The sequence below is a fragment of the Synechococcus sp. KORDI-52 genome (assembly GCF_000737595.1).
In the GTDB taxonomy this organism is placed as follows: Bacteria; Cyanobacteriota; Cyanobacteriia; order PCC-6307; family Cyanobiaceae; genus Parasynechococcus.
The window spans coordinates 311,396-326,016 of the sequence record NZ_CP006271.1 but is presented as its reverse complement, the minus strand read 5'-3'; the positions used below and the strand labels follow the sequence as shown (position 1 = coordinate 326,016).

Annotated in this window: 12 protein-coding genes; 5 read left to right on the top strand and 7 right to left on the bottom strand. The window is 62.8% G+C overall.

From position 1 onward, the window contains the following. Positions 1-58 precede the first annotated feature (58 nt). Complete coding sequence (locus KR52_RS01690) at positions 59-2,488, bottom strand: phosphoketolase (protein WP_038551681.1); 2,430 nt, start codon at positions 2,486-2,488, stop codon at positions 59-61. 214 nt (positions 2,489-2,702) lie between these two features. Between KR52_RS01690 and KR52_RS01685 the strand changes: the two genes are divergently transcribed. Continuing rightward, on the top strand, positions 2,703-4,079 hold the full coding sequence (locus KR52_RS01685) for a cation:proton antiporter (protein ID WP_038551678.1): 1,377 nt from the start codon (positions 2,703-2,705) through the stop codon (positions 4,077-4,079). Position 4,080: 1 nt separating this feature from the next. On the opposite strand, the gene KR52_RS01680 is transcribed toward KR52_RS01685, so the two are convergent. Then, entirely contained in the window at positions 4,081-4,431 is a 351-nt protein-coding gene (locus tag KR52_RS01680) for a hypothetical protein (protein ID WP_253912430.1), read from the bottom strand. A 20-nt stretch (positions 4,432-4,451) separates the two neighbouring features. Between KR52_RS01680 and KR52_RS01675 the strand changes: the two genes are divergently transcribed. After that, positions 4,452-5,363 (top strand): alpha/beta fold hydrolase, encoded by a 912-nt coding sequence (locus KR52_RS01675; protein ID WP_038551676.1) that lies wholly within the window; start codon positions 4,452-4,454, stop codon positions 5,361-5,363. 27 nt (positions 5,364-5,390) lie between these two features. Continuing rightward, positions 5,391-6,245 carry a galactose mutarotase gene (locus KR52_RS01670; RefSeq protein WP_038551673.1) on the top strand — a complete coding sequence of 285 codons (855 nt, stop codon included), beginning with the start codon at positions 5,391-5,393 and terminating at the stop codon, positions 6,243-6,245. Here KR52_RS01670 and KR52_RS01665 read toward each other — a convergent pair. After that, complete coding sequence (locus KR52_RS01665; RefSeq protein ID WP_038551671.1) at positions 6,230-7,381, bottom strand: FAD-binding oxidoreductase; 1,152 nt, start codon at positions 7,379-7,381, stop codon at positions 6,230-6,232. The genes KR52_RS01670 and KR52_RS01665 overlap by 16 nt on opposite strands. Before the next feature lie 14 nt (positions 7,382-7,395). On the opposite strand from KR52_RS01665, the gene KR52_RS01660 reads away from it, so the two are divergent. After that, the gene (locus tag KR52_RS01660; protein WP_038551668.1) at positions 7,396-8,742 is read left to right on the top strand and encodes a four-carbon acid sugar kinase family protein; all 1,347 of its coding nucleotides are present in this window, start codon (positions 7,396-7,398) and stop codon (positions 8,740-8,742) included. On the opposite strand, the gene KR52_RS01655 is transcribed toward KR52_RS01660, so the two are convergent. The 3 genes from KR52_RS01655 to KR52_RS01645 all read right to left on the bottom strand — a co-directional run bounded on the left by KR52_RS01655 (position 8,641) and on the right by KR52_RS01645 (position 12,307). After that, on the bottom strand, positions 8,641-10,020 hold the full coding sequence (locus tag KR52_RS01655) for a (Fe-S)-binding protein (RefSeq protein ID WP_038551666.1): 1,380 nt from the start codon (positions 10,018-10,020) through the stop codon (positions 8,641-8,643). The two genes, KR52_RS01660 and KR52_RS01655, sit on opposite strands and share 102 nt — an antisense overlap. Before the next feature lie 118 nt (positions 10,021-10,138). Beyond that, entirely contained in the window at positions 10,139-10,861 is a 723-nt protein-coding gene (locus KR52_RS01650; RefSeq protein WP_038551663.1) for a sulfotransferase family 2 domain-containing protein, read from the bottom strand. A gap of 21 nt (positions 10,862-10,882) precedes the next feature. Next, complete coding sequence (locus KR52_RS01645) at positions 10,883-12,307, bottom strand: NADP-dependent isocitrate dehydrogenase (protein WP_038551660.1); 1,425 nt, start codon at positions 12,305-12,307, stop codon at positions 10,883-10,885. 82 nt (positions 12,308-12,389) lie between these two features. Between KR52_RS01645 and KR52_RS01640 the strand changes: the two genes are divergently transcribed. Continuing rightward, the gene (locus tag KR52_RS01640; protein WP_038551659.1) at positions 12,390-13,340 is read left to right on the top strand and encodes a glycosyltransferase family 2 protein; all 951 of its coding nucleotides are present in this window, start codon (positions 12,390-12,392) and stop codon (positions 13,338-13,340) included. On the opposite strand, the gene KR52_RS01635 is transcribed toward KR52_RS01640, so the two are convergent. Next, the gene (locus KR52_RS01635; protein WP_371257692.1) at positions 13,323-14,615 is read right to left on the bottom strand and encodes a ChbG/HpnK family deacetylase; all 1,293 of its coding nucleotides are present in this window, start codon (positions 14,613-14,615) and stop codon (positions 13,323-13,325) included. The two genes, KR52_RS01640 and KR52_RS01635, sit on opposite strands and share 18 nt — an antisense overlap. Between the last annotated feature and the right edge of the window lie 6 nt (positions 14,616-14,621).

The window sequence follows — 14,621 nt, the reverse complement described above, 5'->3', positions numbered from 1 at the left end:
AGGAGGGGGAAAGGGGAGAGCAGGGACTCCCCCCATGGGGTGGATGGTGCTGAGCGGTTCAGGAGATGGACCCTCCATGGCTGAATGTCCAGCGCCAGTTGTTGATCTCCGGTGCGTCCATGCCGTGGGTGTAGGCGTAGCAGCGGTGGTTGTGGATCTCGTCTTTCATCCGCTCTTTGATGTGAGCGGCCCGGGAGCCGAGGGTCTCCACCCTGTCGATCACATCGATCACCAGGTTGAAGCGGTCGATCTGGTTGCTGATGGCCAGTTCCAGCGGTGTGTTGATGTTTCCTTTCTCCTTGTAACCGCGAACGTGGAAGTTGGCATGGTTCGTTCGGCTGTAAGTGAGCCGGTGAATCAGCCAGGGGTAGCCATGGAAGTTGAAGATCACCGGTTTGTCGGTTGTGAACAGGCTGTTGAAGTCCTTGTCCGTGAGGCCGTGGGGGTGCTCTCCGGCCGGTGCCAGGGAGAACAGCTTGACCACATTCACGTACCGCACTTTCAGCTGGGGGATGTGCTCCCGCAGGATTTCGATCGCCGCCAGGCATTCCTTGGTGGGGATGTCACCGGCGGAGGCGAGCACCACATCCGGTTCATCAAGGTCGGTGCCGCAGTCGTCGTTGCAGGCCCAGTCCCAGATGCCGATGCCCTTCGCCACATGGCGCCGTGCCTGATCCAATGTCAGGTATTGGAGATGTTTCTGCTTGTCGGAAATGATGATGTTGGAGACGTTCGTCTCCACCAGGGCCTGCTCGGCGACAGCGAGCAGGCTGTTGGCATCAGCGGGCAGGTAGACCCGGGTGATTGATCCTTTCTTGTTGCCGGCCAGGTCCATGAAGCCGGGATCCTGGTGGGTGAAGCCGTTGTGGTCCTGCCGCCAGACGGTGGAGGAGATCAGGCAGTTCCAGGGTCCGATCGGGGCGCGCCAAGGGATCTCTTCGCAGTGCTCCAGCCATTTGCAGTGCTGGTTGTACATCGAGCTGATCACATGGGCGAAGGCCTCGTAGGTGTGGAAGAAGCCGTTGCGACCGGTGAGCAGATAGCCCTCCATCATTCCCACGAGGGTGTGCTCGGACAGCATCTCGATCACCGAGCCATCACGGGAAAGCTCGCTGCCGTTGAGATCCTCCGGCAAGTAGTTGGCCATCCACACTTTCTTGGTGGTTTCGTAGACCGCCTCCAGCCGGTTGGAGTGGGTTTCGTCGGGCCCGAACAACTTGTAGCCGCCGGGGTTGTCTCGGATTAGATCCCGGATCACCTCTCCCAGGGGATAGGTGTTCTCCACTTCGCTGCTGCCGGGGCTCTGAACGTCGACCGCGTAGCGCTCAATGGCGGGGAAGAGCAGATCTCTGCGCAGCACGCCGCCGTTGGTGTGGGGGTTGCTGCCCATGCGACGCTCGCCCTTGGGCGACAAAGCCCGGATGTGGTCGCGCACGGCGCCGTTCTCGTCGAACAGCTCCTCAGGGCGGTAGCTCTTCATCCAGTCTTCGAGCAGCCGCAGGTGGCTCTCGTTGGTCTTCACATCCGCGACGGGAACCTGGTGCGAGCGCCAGAAGTTCTCGACCTTCCTGCCGTCGATCTCTTCGGGGCCGGTCCATCCCTTGGGGGACCTCAACACGATCATCGGCCAGCGGGGACGGAAAGCCTCTCCACTGCTGCGGGCCTGCTCCTGCACCGCTTTGATTTCGAGCACGGCCTGCTCGAAAGCCACGGCCATCTCGCGGTGCATCGTGAGCGGGTCGGATCCCTCCACAACAATCGGCGTCCAGCCATACCCCTTGAGCAGGTTGTCCAGCTCCTCGGGATCGATCCGGCTGAGGATCGTCGGGTTGGCGATCTTGTAGCCGTTCAGGTGCAGGATCGGCAGAACGGCCCCGTCGTGGATCGGGTTGATGAACTTGTTGACGTGCCAGCTGGTGGCCAGAGGTCCGGTTTCCGCTTCACCATCACCCACGCAAGCGATGGTGATCAGCTCGGGGTTGTCGAGCACGGATCCGCAGGCATGGGAGAGCACATAGCCGAGTTCGCCGCCCTCATGGATGGAGCCGGGCATCTCGGCGGTGCAGTGGCTGCCGATGTGACCGGGGAAGGAAAACATCTTGAAGAACTTCTTCAGCCCTTCTGCATCCAGGGATTTATCGGGGTAGCGATCGCTGTAGCTGCCGTCGATGTACACCGGACCACGGGCGCCAGGGGCACCGTGACCAGGGCCGGACATGTAGATCATGTCCAGGTCGTATTTGTTGATCAGTCGGTTGGCATGGGTCCAGATGAAGGCCTGCCCCGGGCTTGAGCCCCAGTGTCCCAGCAGCCTGTTCTTGATGTGCTCGGGCTGGAGGGGCTCCTTCAGCAGAGGATTGTCCTGCAGATAGATCATGCCAACGGCCAGGTAATTGGCCGTGCGCCAGTAGGCATCCAGCAGCTGCAACTCCTCATCGGTGGGTGCCGTGAGCGGTTCCAGTGCCTTTGGATGGGGGGCGGTGGTCATGGCTGTTCTGCGTGCTCCTCAACGACAAATCACCGTCAGGCTCCGGGTGAGCTGTGCGGCCGCCTTTTCGGATTGTTCGGACCGTAGCCATCGCGACTGAAACTGCCAGCATCACTGCGCGCCCTTACAGCATTCCCGGTCAATTGGGATGATTCAGCGAACAGTTCGCCGGCGGAATCACCATTAAGGTTCGGCGTGAGACACGCCCGGCTTGATGCTGTTGCCCACCCTGCTGAGCGAAATCAGCAGCCACGACTTCGAATTGGCGGAAACGCTGATCGGCGTCCTCCGCTTCATGCTGATCTTCGTGGCGGCCCGCTCCCTTGCCGAGGTGCTGGTGCGCTTCGAGTTGCCCACGATCCTTGGTGAACTGCTGGCGGGGGTGCTGATCGGGGCCTCCGGTCTGCATCTTCTGGTGCCGCCGGAAACCCATGTGCAGCTCTCAGGAGCGTTTTCAGAGGTGGTCGCCAGCCTCTCTCACGTGCCGGTGGACGAAATCCCAGAGCTTTACAACGAGAGTTTCGGCGCCCTGCAGTCGGTGGCCACGCTGGGGCTTTACTCCCTGCTCTTCTCCGTTGGTCTCGAAAGTGAACTGGAGGAACTGATGGCGGTGGGAGCTCAGGCCTTCAGCGTTGCTGTGGTGGGTGTGGTGCTGCCCTTCGCCCTCGGCACCTTTGGTCTGATGGCGATCTTCCATGTGGATGCGATCCCCGCGATCTTCGCCGGCGCCTCGATGACGGCCACCAGCATCGGGATCACCGCCAGCGTGTTCAGTGAGCTGGGTTATCTGCGCACCCGTGAGGGCCAGATCGTGATCGGTGCCGCTGTGCTCGACGACATCCTCGGCATCGTCATCCTGGCCATCGTGGTCTCCCTGGCGGCCGGCGGCAGCCTCGAGGTCGGCCCCATCGTTCAGCTGGTGGCAGCAGCGGTGCTGTTTGTGGTGGTGGCCCTGTTGCTGAGCCAGAAGGCGGCCCCTGCCTTCGACTGGGTGATTGATCAGCTCAAGGCCCCCGGAGCCAAACTGATCGGTTCTTATCTTTTGCTCGCAGCCAGCTGTTTTGTGGCGTCTGCCATCGGACTTGAAGCCGCCCTCGGTGCCTTCGCCGCCGGCTTGATCGCCAGCACCTCAAAACACCGTCATGAGATTCAGGCGTCGGTCACCCCCATCGTTGATCTGTTTGCCACCGTCTTCTTTGTGCTGGTGGGTGCTGGCATGGACCTCTCAGTGATCAATCCCTCTGACCCCGGGGCCAGTTCCGCCCTGGTGGTGGCTGCTTTCCTCTTGGTGGTGGCGATCATCGGCAAGGTGGCAGCCGGCTGGGCCATCTTCAGCAAGGAGAAGACCAACAACCTGGTTGTTGGTCTGGGAATGATGCCCCGCGGCGAGGTCGGCCTGATTTTCCTGGGCCTGGGCACCGCCTCCGGTTTGCTCACCCCTGGGCTCGAAGCGGCGATTCTGCTGATGGTGATCGGCACCACGTTCCTGGCACCGGTGTTGCTGCGCTTGGTGTTGAAGGGCAAGCCGCCTGAGGATGGTGATCAAGTGCCTGAGGAATTGGCAGCCGATCCTCTGGCTGGTGCCTCCTGAATCAGTCGGCTTTGCCTGTATTGGCAAGGATGAGCAACACACTCCAGCCCACGGCTACAACGCCAAGGCTGGAGGCCCAGCCTGGTCCCAAGGCCCAGCTGAATCCGAGCTGGGTCACCACGCCGGTGGCCAGGGACAGCAGCAAGCTGCTGATCACCAGGACCGGTTGACGCACCGATTCCGGTAGCTCACTCTCCTCAAGGCTGGATTCCAACGTGCTGAGGGGTGCGCTCAGCGGCACGTAAAGAGCAACGGCCCAGAGCAAAGCTCCGCGCCAGACGGAGGGGTCCGCCAGCGGTCCGCCCATCACCTCGTAGTTCAGCATCAAGGCCGCCTCAGTGCTGCTTAGCATCGCGTCCCTCGCAGCGGGCTGTGGATCGCGTCACCTGGAGCCATCTCGGCCACGCTGTGCACACGGTGCAGCAGTGTCCCGCTGAGGATAGTGCCGATCATCCGGCCCTTCTGTTGGTGCACGGTTTTGGGGCATCCACCGATCACTGGCGCCACAACATCCCCGTGCTGGCCAAGACCCATGCTGTGCATGCGATTGACCTGCTGGGATTCGGCAGGAGTGCCAAGCCGGCGGGGCTGAATTACGGCGGCGCTCTGTGGCGTGACCAATTGGTGGCCTACGTGCGCGAGCGGATCGGGCGTCCGACGGTGATCGCAGGTAATTCCCTGGGAGGGTTTGCGGCTCTTGCCGCCGGGGCCGCCTTGGGATCCGACTGTGCAGGTGTCGTGCTGCTCAATGCCGCCGGTCCCTTCAGTGATGAGCAGAAACCCCCGCAAGGCTGGGGTGCCATCGCCCGCCAGAGCATCGGCACGGCCCTGCTGAAGAGTCCGGTGCTGCAGCGGCTGCTGTTCGAGAACCTGCGCCGGCCTTCCACGATTCGCCGCACCCTCAACCAGGTGTATGTGGACAAGACCAACGTTGATGACTGGCTGGTGGAGTCGATTCGGCGCCCCTCCCTTGATCCTGGTGCCTTCGGTGTGTTTCGCACCGTCTTCGATATTCCCCGCGGTCAGCCCCTCGATGAGCTCTTCGCGGAACTGACGGCACCGCTGCTGCTGGTCTGGGGCATCCGTGATCCCTGGATCAATGCTCCTGGTCGCCGCTCCACCTTCCAGCGCCATGCTCCGGAGGTCACCACTGAGGTGGTTCTGGAGGCCGGACACTGCCCCCACGATGAAGTGCCGGATCAGGTGAATGCGGCGTTGCTGCAATGGCTGGAGGGCCTTCAGTCGGCTGCGGCACCGACAAATGCCGATCTGCTGGCTAAGTGAGTCAGTGAGTCCCCCCGCATTCGGCGGATGCCCATGACCCTCACCCAGCAGACGGCCCCCTACGCCCACTGGGACTTTGTGCATCCCAGCAGCGGTGATCGGTTGCGGATCATCCCCGAGCGGGGTGGTTTGGTGAGCGGCTGGGTGTGCGGGGGCCAGGAGATCCTCTATTTCGATCAGGACCGCTACGCCGATCCCAGCAAAAGCATTCGCGGCGGCATCCCGGTGTTGTTTCCGATCTGCGGCAATCTCCCCGGAGACGTGCTCCCCTTGGATGGGATTGATTACCCCCTCAAGCAGCACGGCTTCGCCCGGGATCTGCCCTGGCAGCTTCAGTTGCTGGACGATCAAAGCGGCGTTCGGCTGTCGTTGTCGAGTTCTGAGGCCACCCTGGCGGCCTATCCGTTCCCCTTTCGTTTGGAGATGGAGCTGCGCCCGGTTGCCTCTGAGTTGGAGATTGCCACCACGGTGCACAACTGCGGTGATGCCGCGATGCCGTTCAGTTTCGGCTTGCATCCCTACTTCAACGTGAGCGATCTGGCCCAGACCCGGCTCATGGGACTGGCGGAGCGCTGTCTCAACCACTTGGAGATGGCCGAGGCCGCCACCGCTGATCAGCTCAAGCGGTTGCCGCAGGGGGTGGATTTCCTCTGCCGCCCCGCCGGTCCGGTCACCCTGATCGATGACGTCACCGGCCTGAAGCTGGAACTGCACCATCAGGCACCGCTGGATCTCAGCGTGGTCTGGACCGAGCCCCCGCGCCGGATGGTCTGTTTGGAACCCTGGTCGGGGCCCCGGCAGGCTCTTGTCAGCGGTGATCGCAAACTGGTGCTGGAGCCTGGCACCCATCAGACCCTCACCTGCCGTTACAGCGTCTCCTGATCCACCCCCGGCAGCCGGCCTCGGCTGAGTTGCAGTTTGGGGTCGAACTGGCGTTTCACCGCTTCGATCAGTGGTCGGGAGGGACGGTCGAGCCAGGCCGGCACAGTTGATCTAGCGGCGCGTTTCAACAGCGTCATTTCGCCGCCAAGGCGGCTCACGCTGCGGCGCAGGGCGTCCAGCTGGTGATCCGGTGTTGCTGCATTGCACCAGCCATCGCCACAGCCGGCTCCAGCGGCCAGCTCCCAGCACCATGGCTTCAGGGCCGTCATGGCCTCATCCCGCAGCAGCCTCTGCAGCTGGGCCGGCGGCAGCACCAGCCGTACCAGCTGCGCGGAGGGGCTGGCGTCGAGGGGAGTGGTCAGGGCATCGGCGCAAGGCTGGCGTTCGGCGCTGAGCTGCTGGTTCAGCGCCAACGCCTCGAGCTGCTTCAGCTGATCGTCCACCGCCTGGTCCGACACGCTGCTCACCACCAGTCGCAGCCGCCAGGCACCGTCGCCGCCGTTGATCCAGTCAAAGCGTTCCGGCGTCAGACTGGAGCGCAGCAGTTCGCTGCGGAAGGCCTCCTGGGCCTCCAGGTCACCTTGCACGAGCAGACCGTTGCGGGCGGGGCGCAGGGGTTGCAGCCGCAGGGTGAGTTCGGTGATCAGCGCCAGGCTGCCCCAGCTGCCGCAGAGCAGGCGCATCAGGTCGTAACCCGCCACGTTCTTCACCACCCGTCCACCGGCATGGGCTTCGACGCCATCCGCTCGCAACAGGCCGATGCCGATGATCTGATCGCGAACTCCCAGGTGGCGGTGCCGAAGTCCCCCCGCCAGTCCACGGGCCACCAAGCCGCCGATGCTTCCGGGAGCACCGGCCCGGGGCCAGTCAATCGGCAGCCATTGGCCCTGCTCCGCCAGCAGATCCTGCAGATCCTGCAGCGGCAGACCGGCTTCCACTGTGATGGTCAGATCGTCCACGGCATGGTCGATCACCCGGTTGAGATGACGGCAGGAGAGCACCTCATGGCGGGGATCCAGCGGTGGGCCCCAGTCCAGGCGTGTGCCCAGGCCACTGGGACTCCAGGGGGTGCTGCTCTGATGCCACTGGCGCACCAGGTCGATCAGAGCGCTGCGGCTGGTTGGGGAATGGCTCACGGCACGATAGTGCCATGAAGGTTGTGGTCATTGATGACGATCCCACCGGCTCGCAGACGGTGCACGGCTGTCCGCTTCTGCTGCGTTGGGATGTCGACACCCTGCGGCGGGGGTTGCGTCATGCCTCCCCGTTGCTGTTTCTGCTGGCCGACACCCGGGCGCTGATGCCCATGGATGCCGCGGAACGCAACCGCAGCATTGCGGTGGCTTTGGATCAGGCGCTGCAGCGGGAGGGATTGGCGCGTGATCAGGTGTTGCTGGTGAGTCGAGGGGACTCAACCCTTCGCGGCCATGGGGTGCTGGAGCCTGAGGCACTGCAGGCGGCCTTCGGTCCCTTTGATGCCACCTTTCACGTGCCGGCTTTTTTGGAAGGGGGCCGCACCACCGTGAATGGGGTGCATCTCCTCCACGGCGAACCGGTGCACACCACGCCGTTTGCTCAGGACCGGCTGTTCGGCTTCAGCAGCAGTGATCTGGCCCGCTGGTTGGAAGAAAAAAGCGATGGGGCCATTGCCGCGGGGTCGGTGCAGCGGATCAGTGGCCGGGAGCTTGATGCCGCCTGTGGGGCTGGTCTGCCGCTGTTGATCGATCGCCTGCGTCGTCTGCAGGGAAATCCAGCGGTGGTGGTGGATGCCGAACGTCAGGAGCAGCTCACCGCTCTGGCTGCAGCGGTGCGCGCCGTGCAAGGGCAGAAACGGTTTCTGTTCCGTTCCGCCGCCAGCATGGTGAGGGCGCTGGCAGACCCTGGCCCGCCGCCGTTGGATGCCGAGGGTCTGGTGGGATTGCGCAGACGGGGTGCCCACGGCACATCGAAGCCAGGCCTGGTGATGGTGGGCTCCCACGTGCCCTTGGCGGATCAGCAGCTGGAGCTGCTGCTGGTGGAACCGACGTGCCAAGGGGTTGAGCTGCCGGTGCCTCGCATCGCTCGGGTGCTGGAGGGGCCGACCCCTGATCTGCTGCTCGCGGATCTGGAGCGGGTTTGGTTCCAGCAGCTGCGGGAGAGGCTCAAGGCTGGAGCCACTCCGGTGCTGTTCACAAGCCGTGGTGAGCTGAGCTGCGCTTCGGAACACGAGGGCCGGCGCTTGTCGTCCGCTCTGGCTGCCTTGATGGGGCGTCTGGCAGCCGCCCTCGCTCCTGATCTGGGTTACTTAATCAGTAAAGGGGGGATCACCACCCAGACGCTGCTGGCTCGGGGCCTGGCCCTCGAATCTGTTCAGTTGGAAGGGCAGCTGCTGCCGGGACTGTCGCTGGTGCGGCCGTCAGCGGGGCCCTGCAGCGGACTGCCGATTCTTACGTTCCCCGGCAATCTCGGCGTTGCCGAGACCTTGCGGGATGCCTGGCAGCGGATGGAGACCGGCTGAGGCGGCCAGCAGTTCCATCGGGTGCTGCACCCGGGCCCGATCGCCCAGGTGCCGCCGCAGTTGCAGGGTGCAGCCGATGTTGGCGCTGGCGACCAGGGCAGCGCCGGAGCCACTGAGGTCATCGGCCTTGATCCGGCCCAGTTCGGCGGCTTCCTCCGGCTGCACCAGGTTGTAGATGCCGGCACTGCCGCAGCACACCCCCGCTTCGGTCGCTTCCCGCAGCTGAACGTCGGGGATGGCGCGCAGCAGCTGGCGGGGCTGGGCCTGGATCCCCTGGCCGTGAATCATGTGGCATGCGTCATGCATGGCCACGACGCCGGGGAGCGGTTGCAGTTGGGTCCGGAACGTCTCCAGGAGGCCGCGGTCCGCCAGGAATTCCTGCACATCCAGCACAGGAGCCTTGAACGCAGCGTTGCCGTTTAGCAGCTCGCCGTAGGCCTTCATTGTGTGGCCACAGCCGGAGGCCGCCACCAGCACGGCATCCAGCTCCCCCTGGATCGCATTCATGCTGCGGACCAACTCCCTCGCGAGTTTGCGGGTGAGTTCCAGCTCTCCCTGGTGATGGCTCACTGCGCCGCAGCAGCCCTGGTCCGGCGGAATCACCACCTCAAAACCGTTGGCCTGCAGCACCTTCACCGTTGCGGTGCTGACGCTGGGGTCGAAGCAACGCTGCACGCAGCCCAGCAGCAGCGCCACACGGCCGCGGCGTTCGCCGCTGGCGGGATTGATCTGGGCCAGGTGGTCGCTGAAGCTTTGCGGCACCAGGGGTGGCAGCAGCTGCTCCATCGCCTCGATCTCCGGGCCGAACAGACGGGTGAGCCCGGAGCGGCGGGCCAGATCCTGTAGCGGTGTGCCGGCATAGGCTCGCAGGGGTTGCAGCAGGGCCCGCAGCCGCTTGGGGTAGGGCAGCACCTGCAGCAGCAGTTTGCGGAAGCTGATCTGCCAGCTGCTGCGGTGATTGGCCTGATTCAGCTTGGGCCGGGTGGCCTCAATCAGCTGGTCGTAGCGCACCCCCGAGGGGCAGGCGGACACGCAGGCGTAGCAGCCCAGGCAGGTGTCGAAATGGCTGGCCACCGTGGCATCCAGCTCCAGTTCACCGGCTTCGATTGCTCGCAGCGCGTGGATGCGGCCGCGGGGGGAGTCCATCTCACTGGCCAGCACGCGATAGCTTGCACAGGTGGGCAGGCAGAAGCCGCAGTGCACGCAAGGGTCTGCGGCGCCGGCGGGGAGTCCGGGGAGACTGATGGCCTCAGGCTCGAAGCTGACTGGCTGGCTCATGCGATGAGTCTGGATTTGGCAGCACGCTGACGGGTGGGATTGAAAAAAAATCGTTGCTCGCTGGGCATTGATTGCTGCGTTGCGGTGGTTTCACCCTTGCTTTGCGTGCTTGAGGTCTTCAAAATTGATATTCTCCCCATTCAATTTCTTGTTCAAAGATGCGTTCGATTTTATTTTTTTGATTGGTATTTAGCAAGTCTCTGTAGGGCCTTTTGTCGGTTCTTAAGTTGGATTTGGCTCTTGGCAATTGTGGGTTTCCGGTCAACTTGAGATCGTTGAAAATGCTTTCAACTGCTTCCTGGAGATTCTCGTAGCGATATAAGCGTTTTACGATAATTTCGCCTTGATCGCTGTAGATTAATCGGCATGACCTTGCGAATTTGTCCAGCATACCGCTCTCGATAAATGTGTCCAGGTCGAGGGATTGCAATTTCTCGTCTTTTTTGAGTTCAAAAAATTTGGAAATGGCATGGTCCCATGGGTTTCGAATAAAACAGAAGCTATAATAGCTCTCGAACATTGATGCGTCGATGTAATTCTTTTTTAGAGCAGTTGTTGCTTCGATGTGTGTGTGCAGTCCTATCGATTTAAGATATGGGCTAAGTCCTTTCTTTTGTAACTTGCATTTTGCTTTGATCGCAAAATAATTAACTTTGTTCCACCAGGGGATGTAATTTGTGGGCCCCTGGTAGCCAAGTTGTCTTCGAATTTTTTCGTCCCGACCTAAAGGTGTAATGACATCTTTTCGATTGCAGCTGCTCGACAGCGCAATTGCTGTTGATGTTGAAGCCGTTTTCCGGTTGGCAAAAAATATGAATTTCTTCGAGTGGTTGATGATCACAGATGACCTGCTGTTGATTCTTCAGAAGCGGGCGATGATCGCCTCGGCAAAGCCGCTGCAGCTCACCGGATCCACCTGCGGTTCCATCAGTCGGGCCAGGTCGTAGGTGACCTGCTTGTCGGCGATGGCGGCACTGAGACCTTTGGTCACCAGATCAGCGGCATCCTGCCAGCCAAGGAACTCCAGCATCATCACGCCGCTGAGGATCACCGAACCGGGGTTGATCCGATCCAGACCGGCATGTTTCGGGGCGGTGCCGTGGGTGGCTTCGAAGATGGCAGCGTTCTCGCCGATGTTGGCGCCGGGGGCCATTCCAAGACCGCCCACCATTGCTGCAGCGGCATCGGAGATGTAGTCGCCGTTGAGGTTGAGGGTGGCGAGGATCGAATACTCCTGGGGGCGGGTCTGGATCTGCTGGAAGATGCTGTCGGCGATGCGGTCATCCACCAGCACCATCTCTTTCCATTTGCCGCCACCGTGGCTGCTGCCGATGGCGTCGATCACCGCCTGCACCTCAACATCGATGTCGGCTTTTTTCTCCGGGGTGAGGCTGTCGTAGCCCGGCTCGATCATGCGGGCGTTGGCCTGCACGCTGAGGTTGGGGTTCTGCTCGAGGTTGCCGAGGATCCAGCTTTCCCGCTCGGTGATGCACACGTCACGGAATTCGGTGGTGGCCAGTTCATAGCCCCAATCGCGGAAGGCCCCCTCCGTAAACTTCATGATGTTGCCCTTGTGCACCAGGGTCACGTGGCGCTTGTCGCCCTGAAGACGCAGGGCGTGCTGGATCGCCTTGCGGATGTGGCGCTGGCTGCCGGCCTTGCTCACCGGTTTGATGCCGATGCCGGCCCCCTCGGGGATCTGGCGCTTGCCCAGCTTGCCGTTGGCGGGGATCACCACCTCATTGAGGTGCTTGCGCAGCTCCTGGCCGACGGGGTCATCGGCTTCCCACTCCACCCCCATGTAGATGTCTTCGGTGTTTTCCCGGTAAACGATCACGTCCAGGTCCTGGGGACGCTTGTGGGGGCTTGGGGTGCCCGCGTAGTAACGACACGGACGCACGCAGGAATACAGATCAAAGATCTGGCGCAGGGCCACGTTGAGGGAACGGATGCCACCACCCACCGGTGTGGTGAGGGGGCCCTTGATGGCCACGCCGTAGGCGCGGATCGCCTCGAGGGTGTCCTCCGGCAGGTACTGGTAGGTGCCGTAGAGGTCGCAGGCCTCATCGCCGGCGTAGACCTTGAACCATTCGATGCTCTTGCTGCCCCCATAGGCCTTGGCCACGGCCGCATCCAGCACCTTCTGCGTCGCGGGCCAGATGTCCACGCCGGTGCCATCACCCCGGATGAAGGGGATGATCGGGTTGTCGGCCACCACGGGTTGACCGTTCTCGAAGCGGATCGGTGTGCCCTGGCTGGGGGCGGTGAGCTTCTCGAACTGGGCCATGGCGGTTGGTCGGGCGTCAGCAGGCTGAGCCTATGACTGAGCAGGGAGCCCTACGGTTCCAAACACTGCAGACCGCGCATTGATGGCCAGCGAGCACGTGTGGGTGGTGGCGGCCTGCTTCAACGAAGCCGAGGTGATCAGCGCCTTCATCGAGCGGGTTGTGGCCTTGCCGGATGTGGATCATCTGCTGCTGATCGATGATGGTTCCTCCGATGCCACGGTGGCGGTGATCCGTGCCTGGCAGCAGAGCCATGCCGATCAGGCCGTCACGCTGCTGGAGCTCACCCGCAATTTCGGCAAGGAGGCGGCGATGCTGGCGGGACTCGACTACGCCAACGGCCGCTGTGCCGCTGCGGTGCTGATCGACTCCGACCTTCAGCACCCTCCGGAGCGGATTCCGGCCATGGTGCAGGCCTGGCGTAACGGTGCAGAAGTGGTCACGGCGGTGCGTGATGACCGCGACGCCGAAGGGCTGGTGAAGGTGGCCACGGCGTCTTGGTTCTATCGGGTGTTCAACCGCCTTGTGGATTCGATCCAGCTTCAGGAGGGCGCTGGCGACTTCCGCTTGTTGAGTGCTCCGGTGGTGGAGGCGGTGACGCGGTTGCGTGAGGCCACCCGCTTTTCCAAGGGGTTGATGCCCTGGACCGGTTACCGCAGCGAGGAGATCACCTACAGCCGTGTGGCCCGCGTCGGTGGCGCCACATCCTGGAGCTCTCTGAGGCTCTGGCGCTATGCCCTGGACGGGATCTTTTCGTTCACGGTGAAGCCGCTGAAGGTGTGGGGCGTGATCGGTGTGCTGATCTCGTTCCTGAGTTTTGTTTATGCCGCCCTGATTGTGCTGCGCACCCTGGTTTTCGGTGTGGACCTGCCGGGTTATGCCTCATTGATTGTTGCCGTTCTGTTTCTGGGGGGGATCCAGCTGATCGGCATCGGTGTGCTGGGGGAGTACATCGGCAGGATCTACATCGATGTCAAACGGCGGCCGCACTACTTCGTTCGAGCCGTGCATCAGGCTTCAGAGCTGTTGCGCTGAAACCCACTCCTTTTGCCGGTTGGCCGACTGGAAAAAGGTCACAGATTGCTGAAACGCCTCCTGATCCATGCCTGAAGCGGCATCGGGGAGGGCCGGGTGGATCAGCACAACGGCTCGTGCAGCACGATCGATCGCGACGGAGCTGTAGGCCGTTTCCCAGCTGCGGCGAAACGCTGTTCCGAACATCGATCCACTGAACAACACTCCGGCGAAGCGCCGGTTGGTGGCAAGTCCGGCCCGGCGCAGGCGGGGGATGGCCAGCCCGCTCAGCAGCTGCAGGACCCACCACTTGAGCAGCCCTCCTGTCAGAAGGCTGCGCCACCACAGCCGCAGGGACAAGCCCTCGGGCAGCGGTTCCCGCGTCGTTCGCACCCAGGTGATCGATTCAGAACGGGCCAGATCCAGCACGGCATCCAGCACAAGGGGAACGAGGTGGATGTGCTGGTGGCCATCGAGGCGGATCTGCCCCGGCCCGGTCAGTTGGCGGTAGCGCCTGATCTGCTGCTGCAGAACCCTGCGCAGCTGGGGGGCGATGCGTCGGCGCTGCCAGGGCAGCAATGAGGCCAGCAACAAGGTGCCGAATCCGGTCGGCAGATCCGGGCAGGTGGGCAGGCGATGCCCTTCGCTGAGGCAGAGGTGGAGGGTGAGTGGTGGGGGTTCAGTAAGCCCGCGCCAGGCCTGCATGGCGTCGGCCGCACTTGGTCCATTCACCAGAAGACTGGCTCCTTGGAGCTGTCCGTTGCGGGCCAGATCGACGATGGCCGCATCCACGCCACGAGCCAAGCCGAGATCGTCGGCATGGAGCAGTGGTGGTTGGCCGTTGTGGAGCTGACGGGCTTGAGCGCTGAAGCGTGCTGCTCGGCTCCAGATCAGGGCATTCAGCACCGTGGGGGTGAACACCAGCACCAGGGTTGGTGCCTGGAGCAGCGGGAGCAAGGCGCAGACGCTGATGTTGACCACGTATTGCAGCAGCAGCCAGCGACGGGCGAACTGGCGACCGCCGGTCTCGTCCCGAAAGGTGAACAGAGCGTGGCCGAGATAGCCCGCCACCGAGGCGGCGAGGAAGGCGATGGGGTTGGCCAGGCTCAGGCTCATCCAAGAGCCCAGTAGCAGCAGGACGCCGATGTGCACAGCGGCGGCGATGAAGCCGATGGAGCCGTAACGCACCAGTCGGTTCAGGGCCCCCGGCAGATTCATCGGGTCGACAACTGCTTCATCAGCTGGGCGCGATCGCAGCGCATCAGGATCGTTCTCATCGGAGGCAGCATGGTGCATTCACCG

Coding starts and splice junctions, on each gene's coding strand:
- KR52_RS01690 (WP_038551681.1), bottom strand. CDS start 2,488: ATGACCACCGCCCCCCATCCAAAGGCACTGGAACCGCTCACGGCACCC.
- KR52_RS01685 (WP_038551678.1), top strand. CDS start 2,703: ATGCTGTTGCCCACCCTGCTGAGCGAAATCAGCAGCCACGACTTCGAA.
- KR52_RS01680 (WP_253912430.1), bottom strand. CDS start 4,431: ATGCTAAGCAGCACTGAGGCGGCCTTGATGCTGAACTACGAGGTGATG.
- KR52_RS01670 (WP_038551673.1), top strand. CDS start 5,391: ATGCCCATGACCCTCACCCAGCAGACGGCCCCCTACGCCCACTGGGAC.
- KR52_RS01660 (WP_038551668.1), top strand. CDS start 7,396: ATGAAGGTTGTGGTCATTGATGACGATCCCACCGGCTCGCAGACGGTG.
- KR52_RS01655 (WP_038551666.1), bottom strand. CDS start 10,020: ATGAGCCAGCCAGTCAGCTTCGAGCCTGAGGCCATCAGTCTCCCCGGA.
- KR52_RS01645 (WP_038551660.1), bottom strand. CDS start 12,307: ATGGCCCAGTTCGAGAAGCTCACCGCCCCCAGCCAGGGCACACCGATC.
- KR52_RS01640 (WP_038551659.1), top strand. CDS start 12,390: ATGGCCAGCGAGCACGTGTGGGTGGTGGCGGCCTGCTTCAACGAAGCC.
- KR52_RS01635 (WP_371257692.1), bottom strand. CDS start 14,615: ATGCACCATGCTGCCTCCGATGAGAACGATCCTGATGCGCTGCGATCG.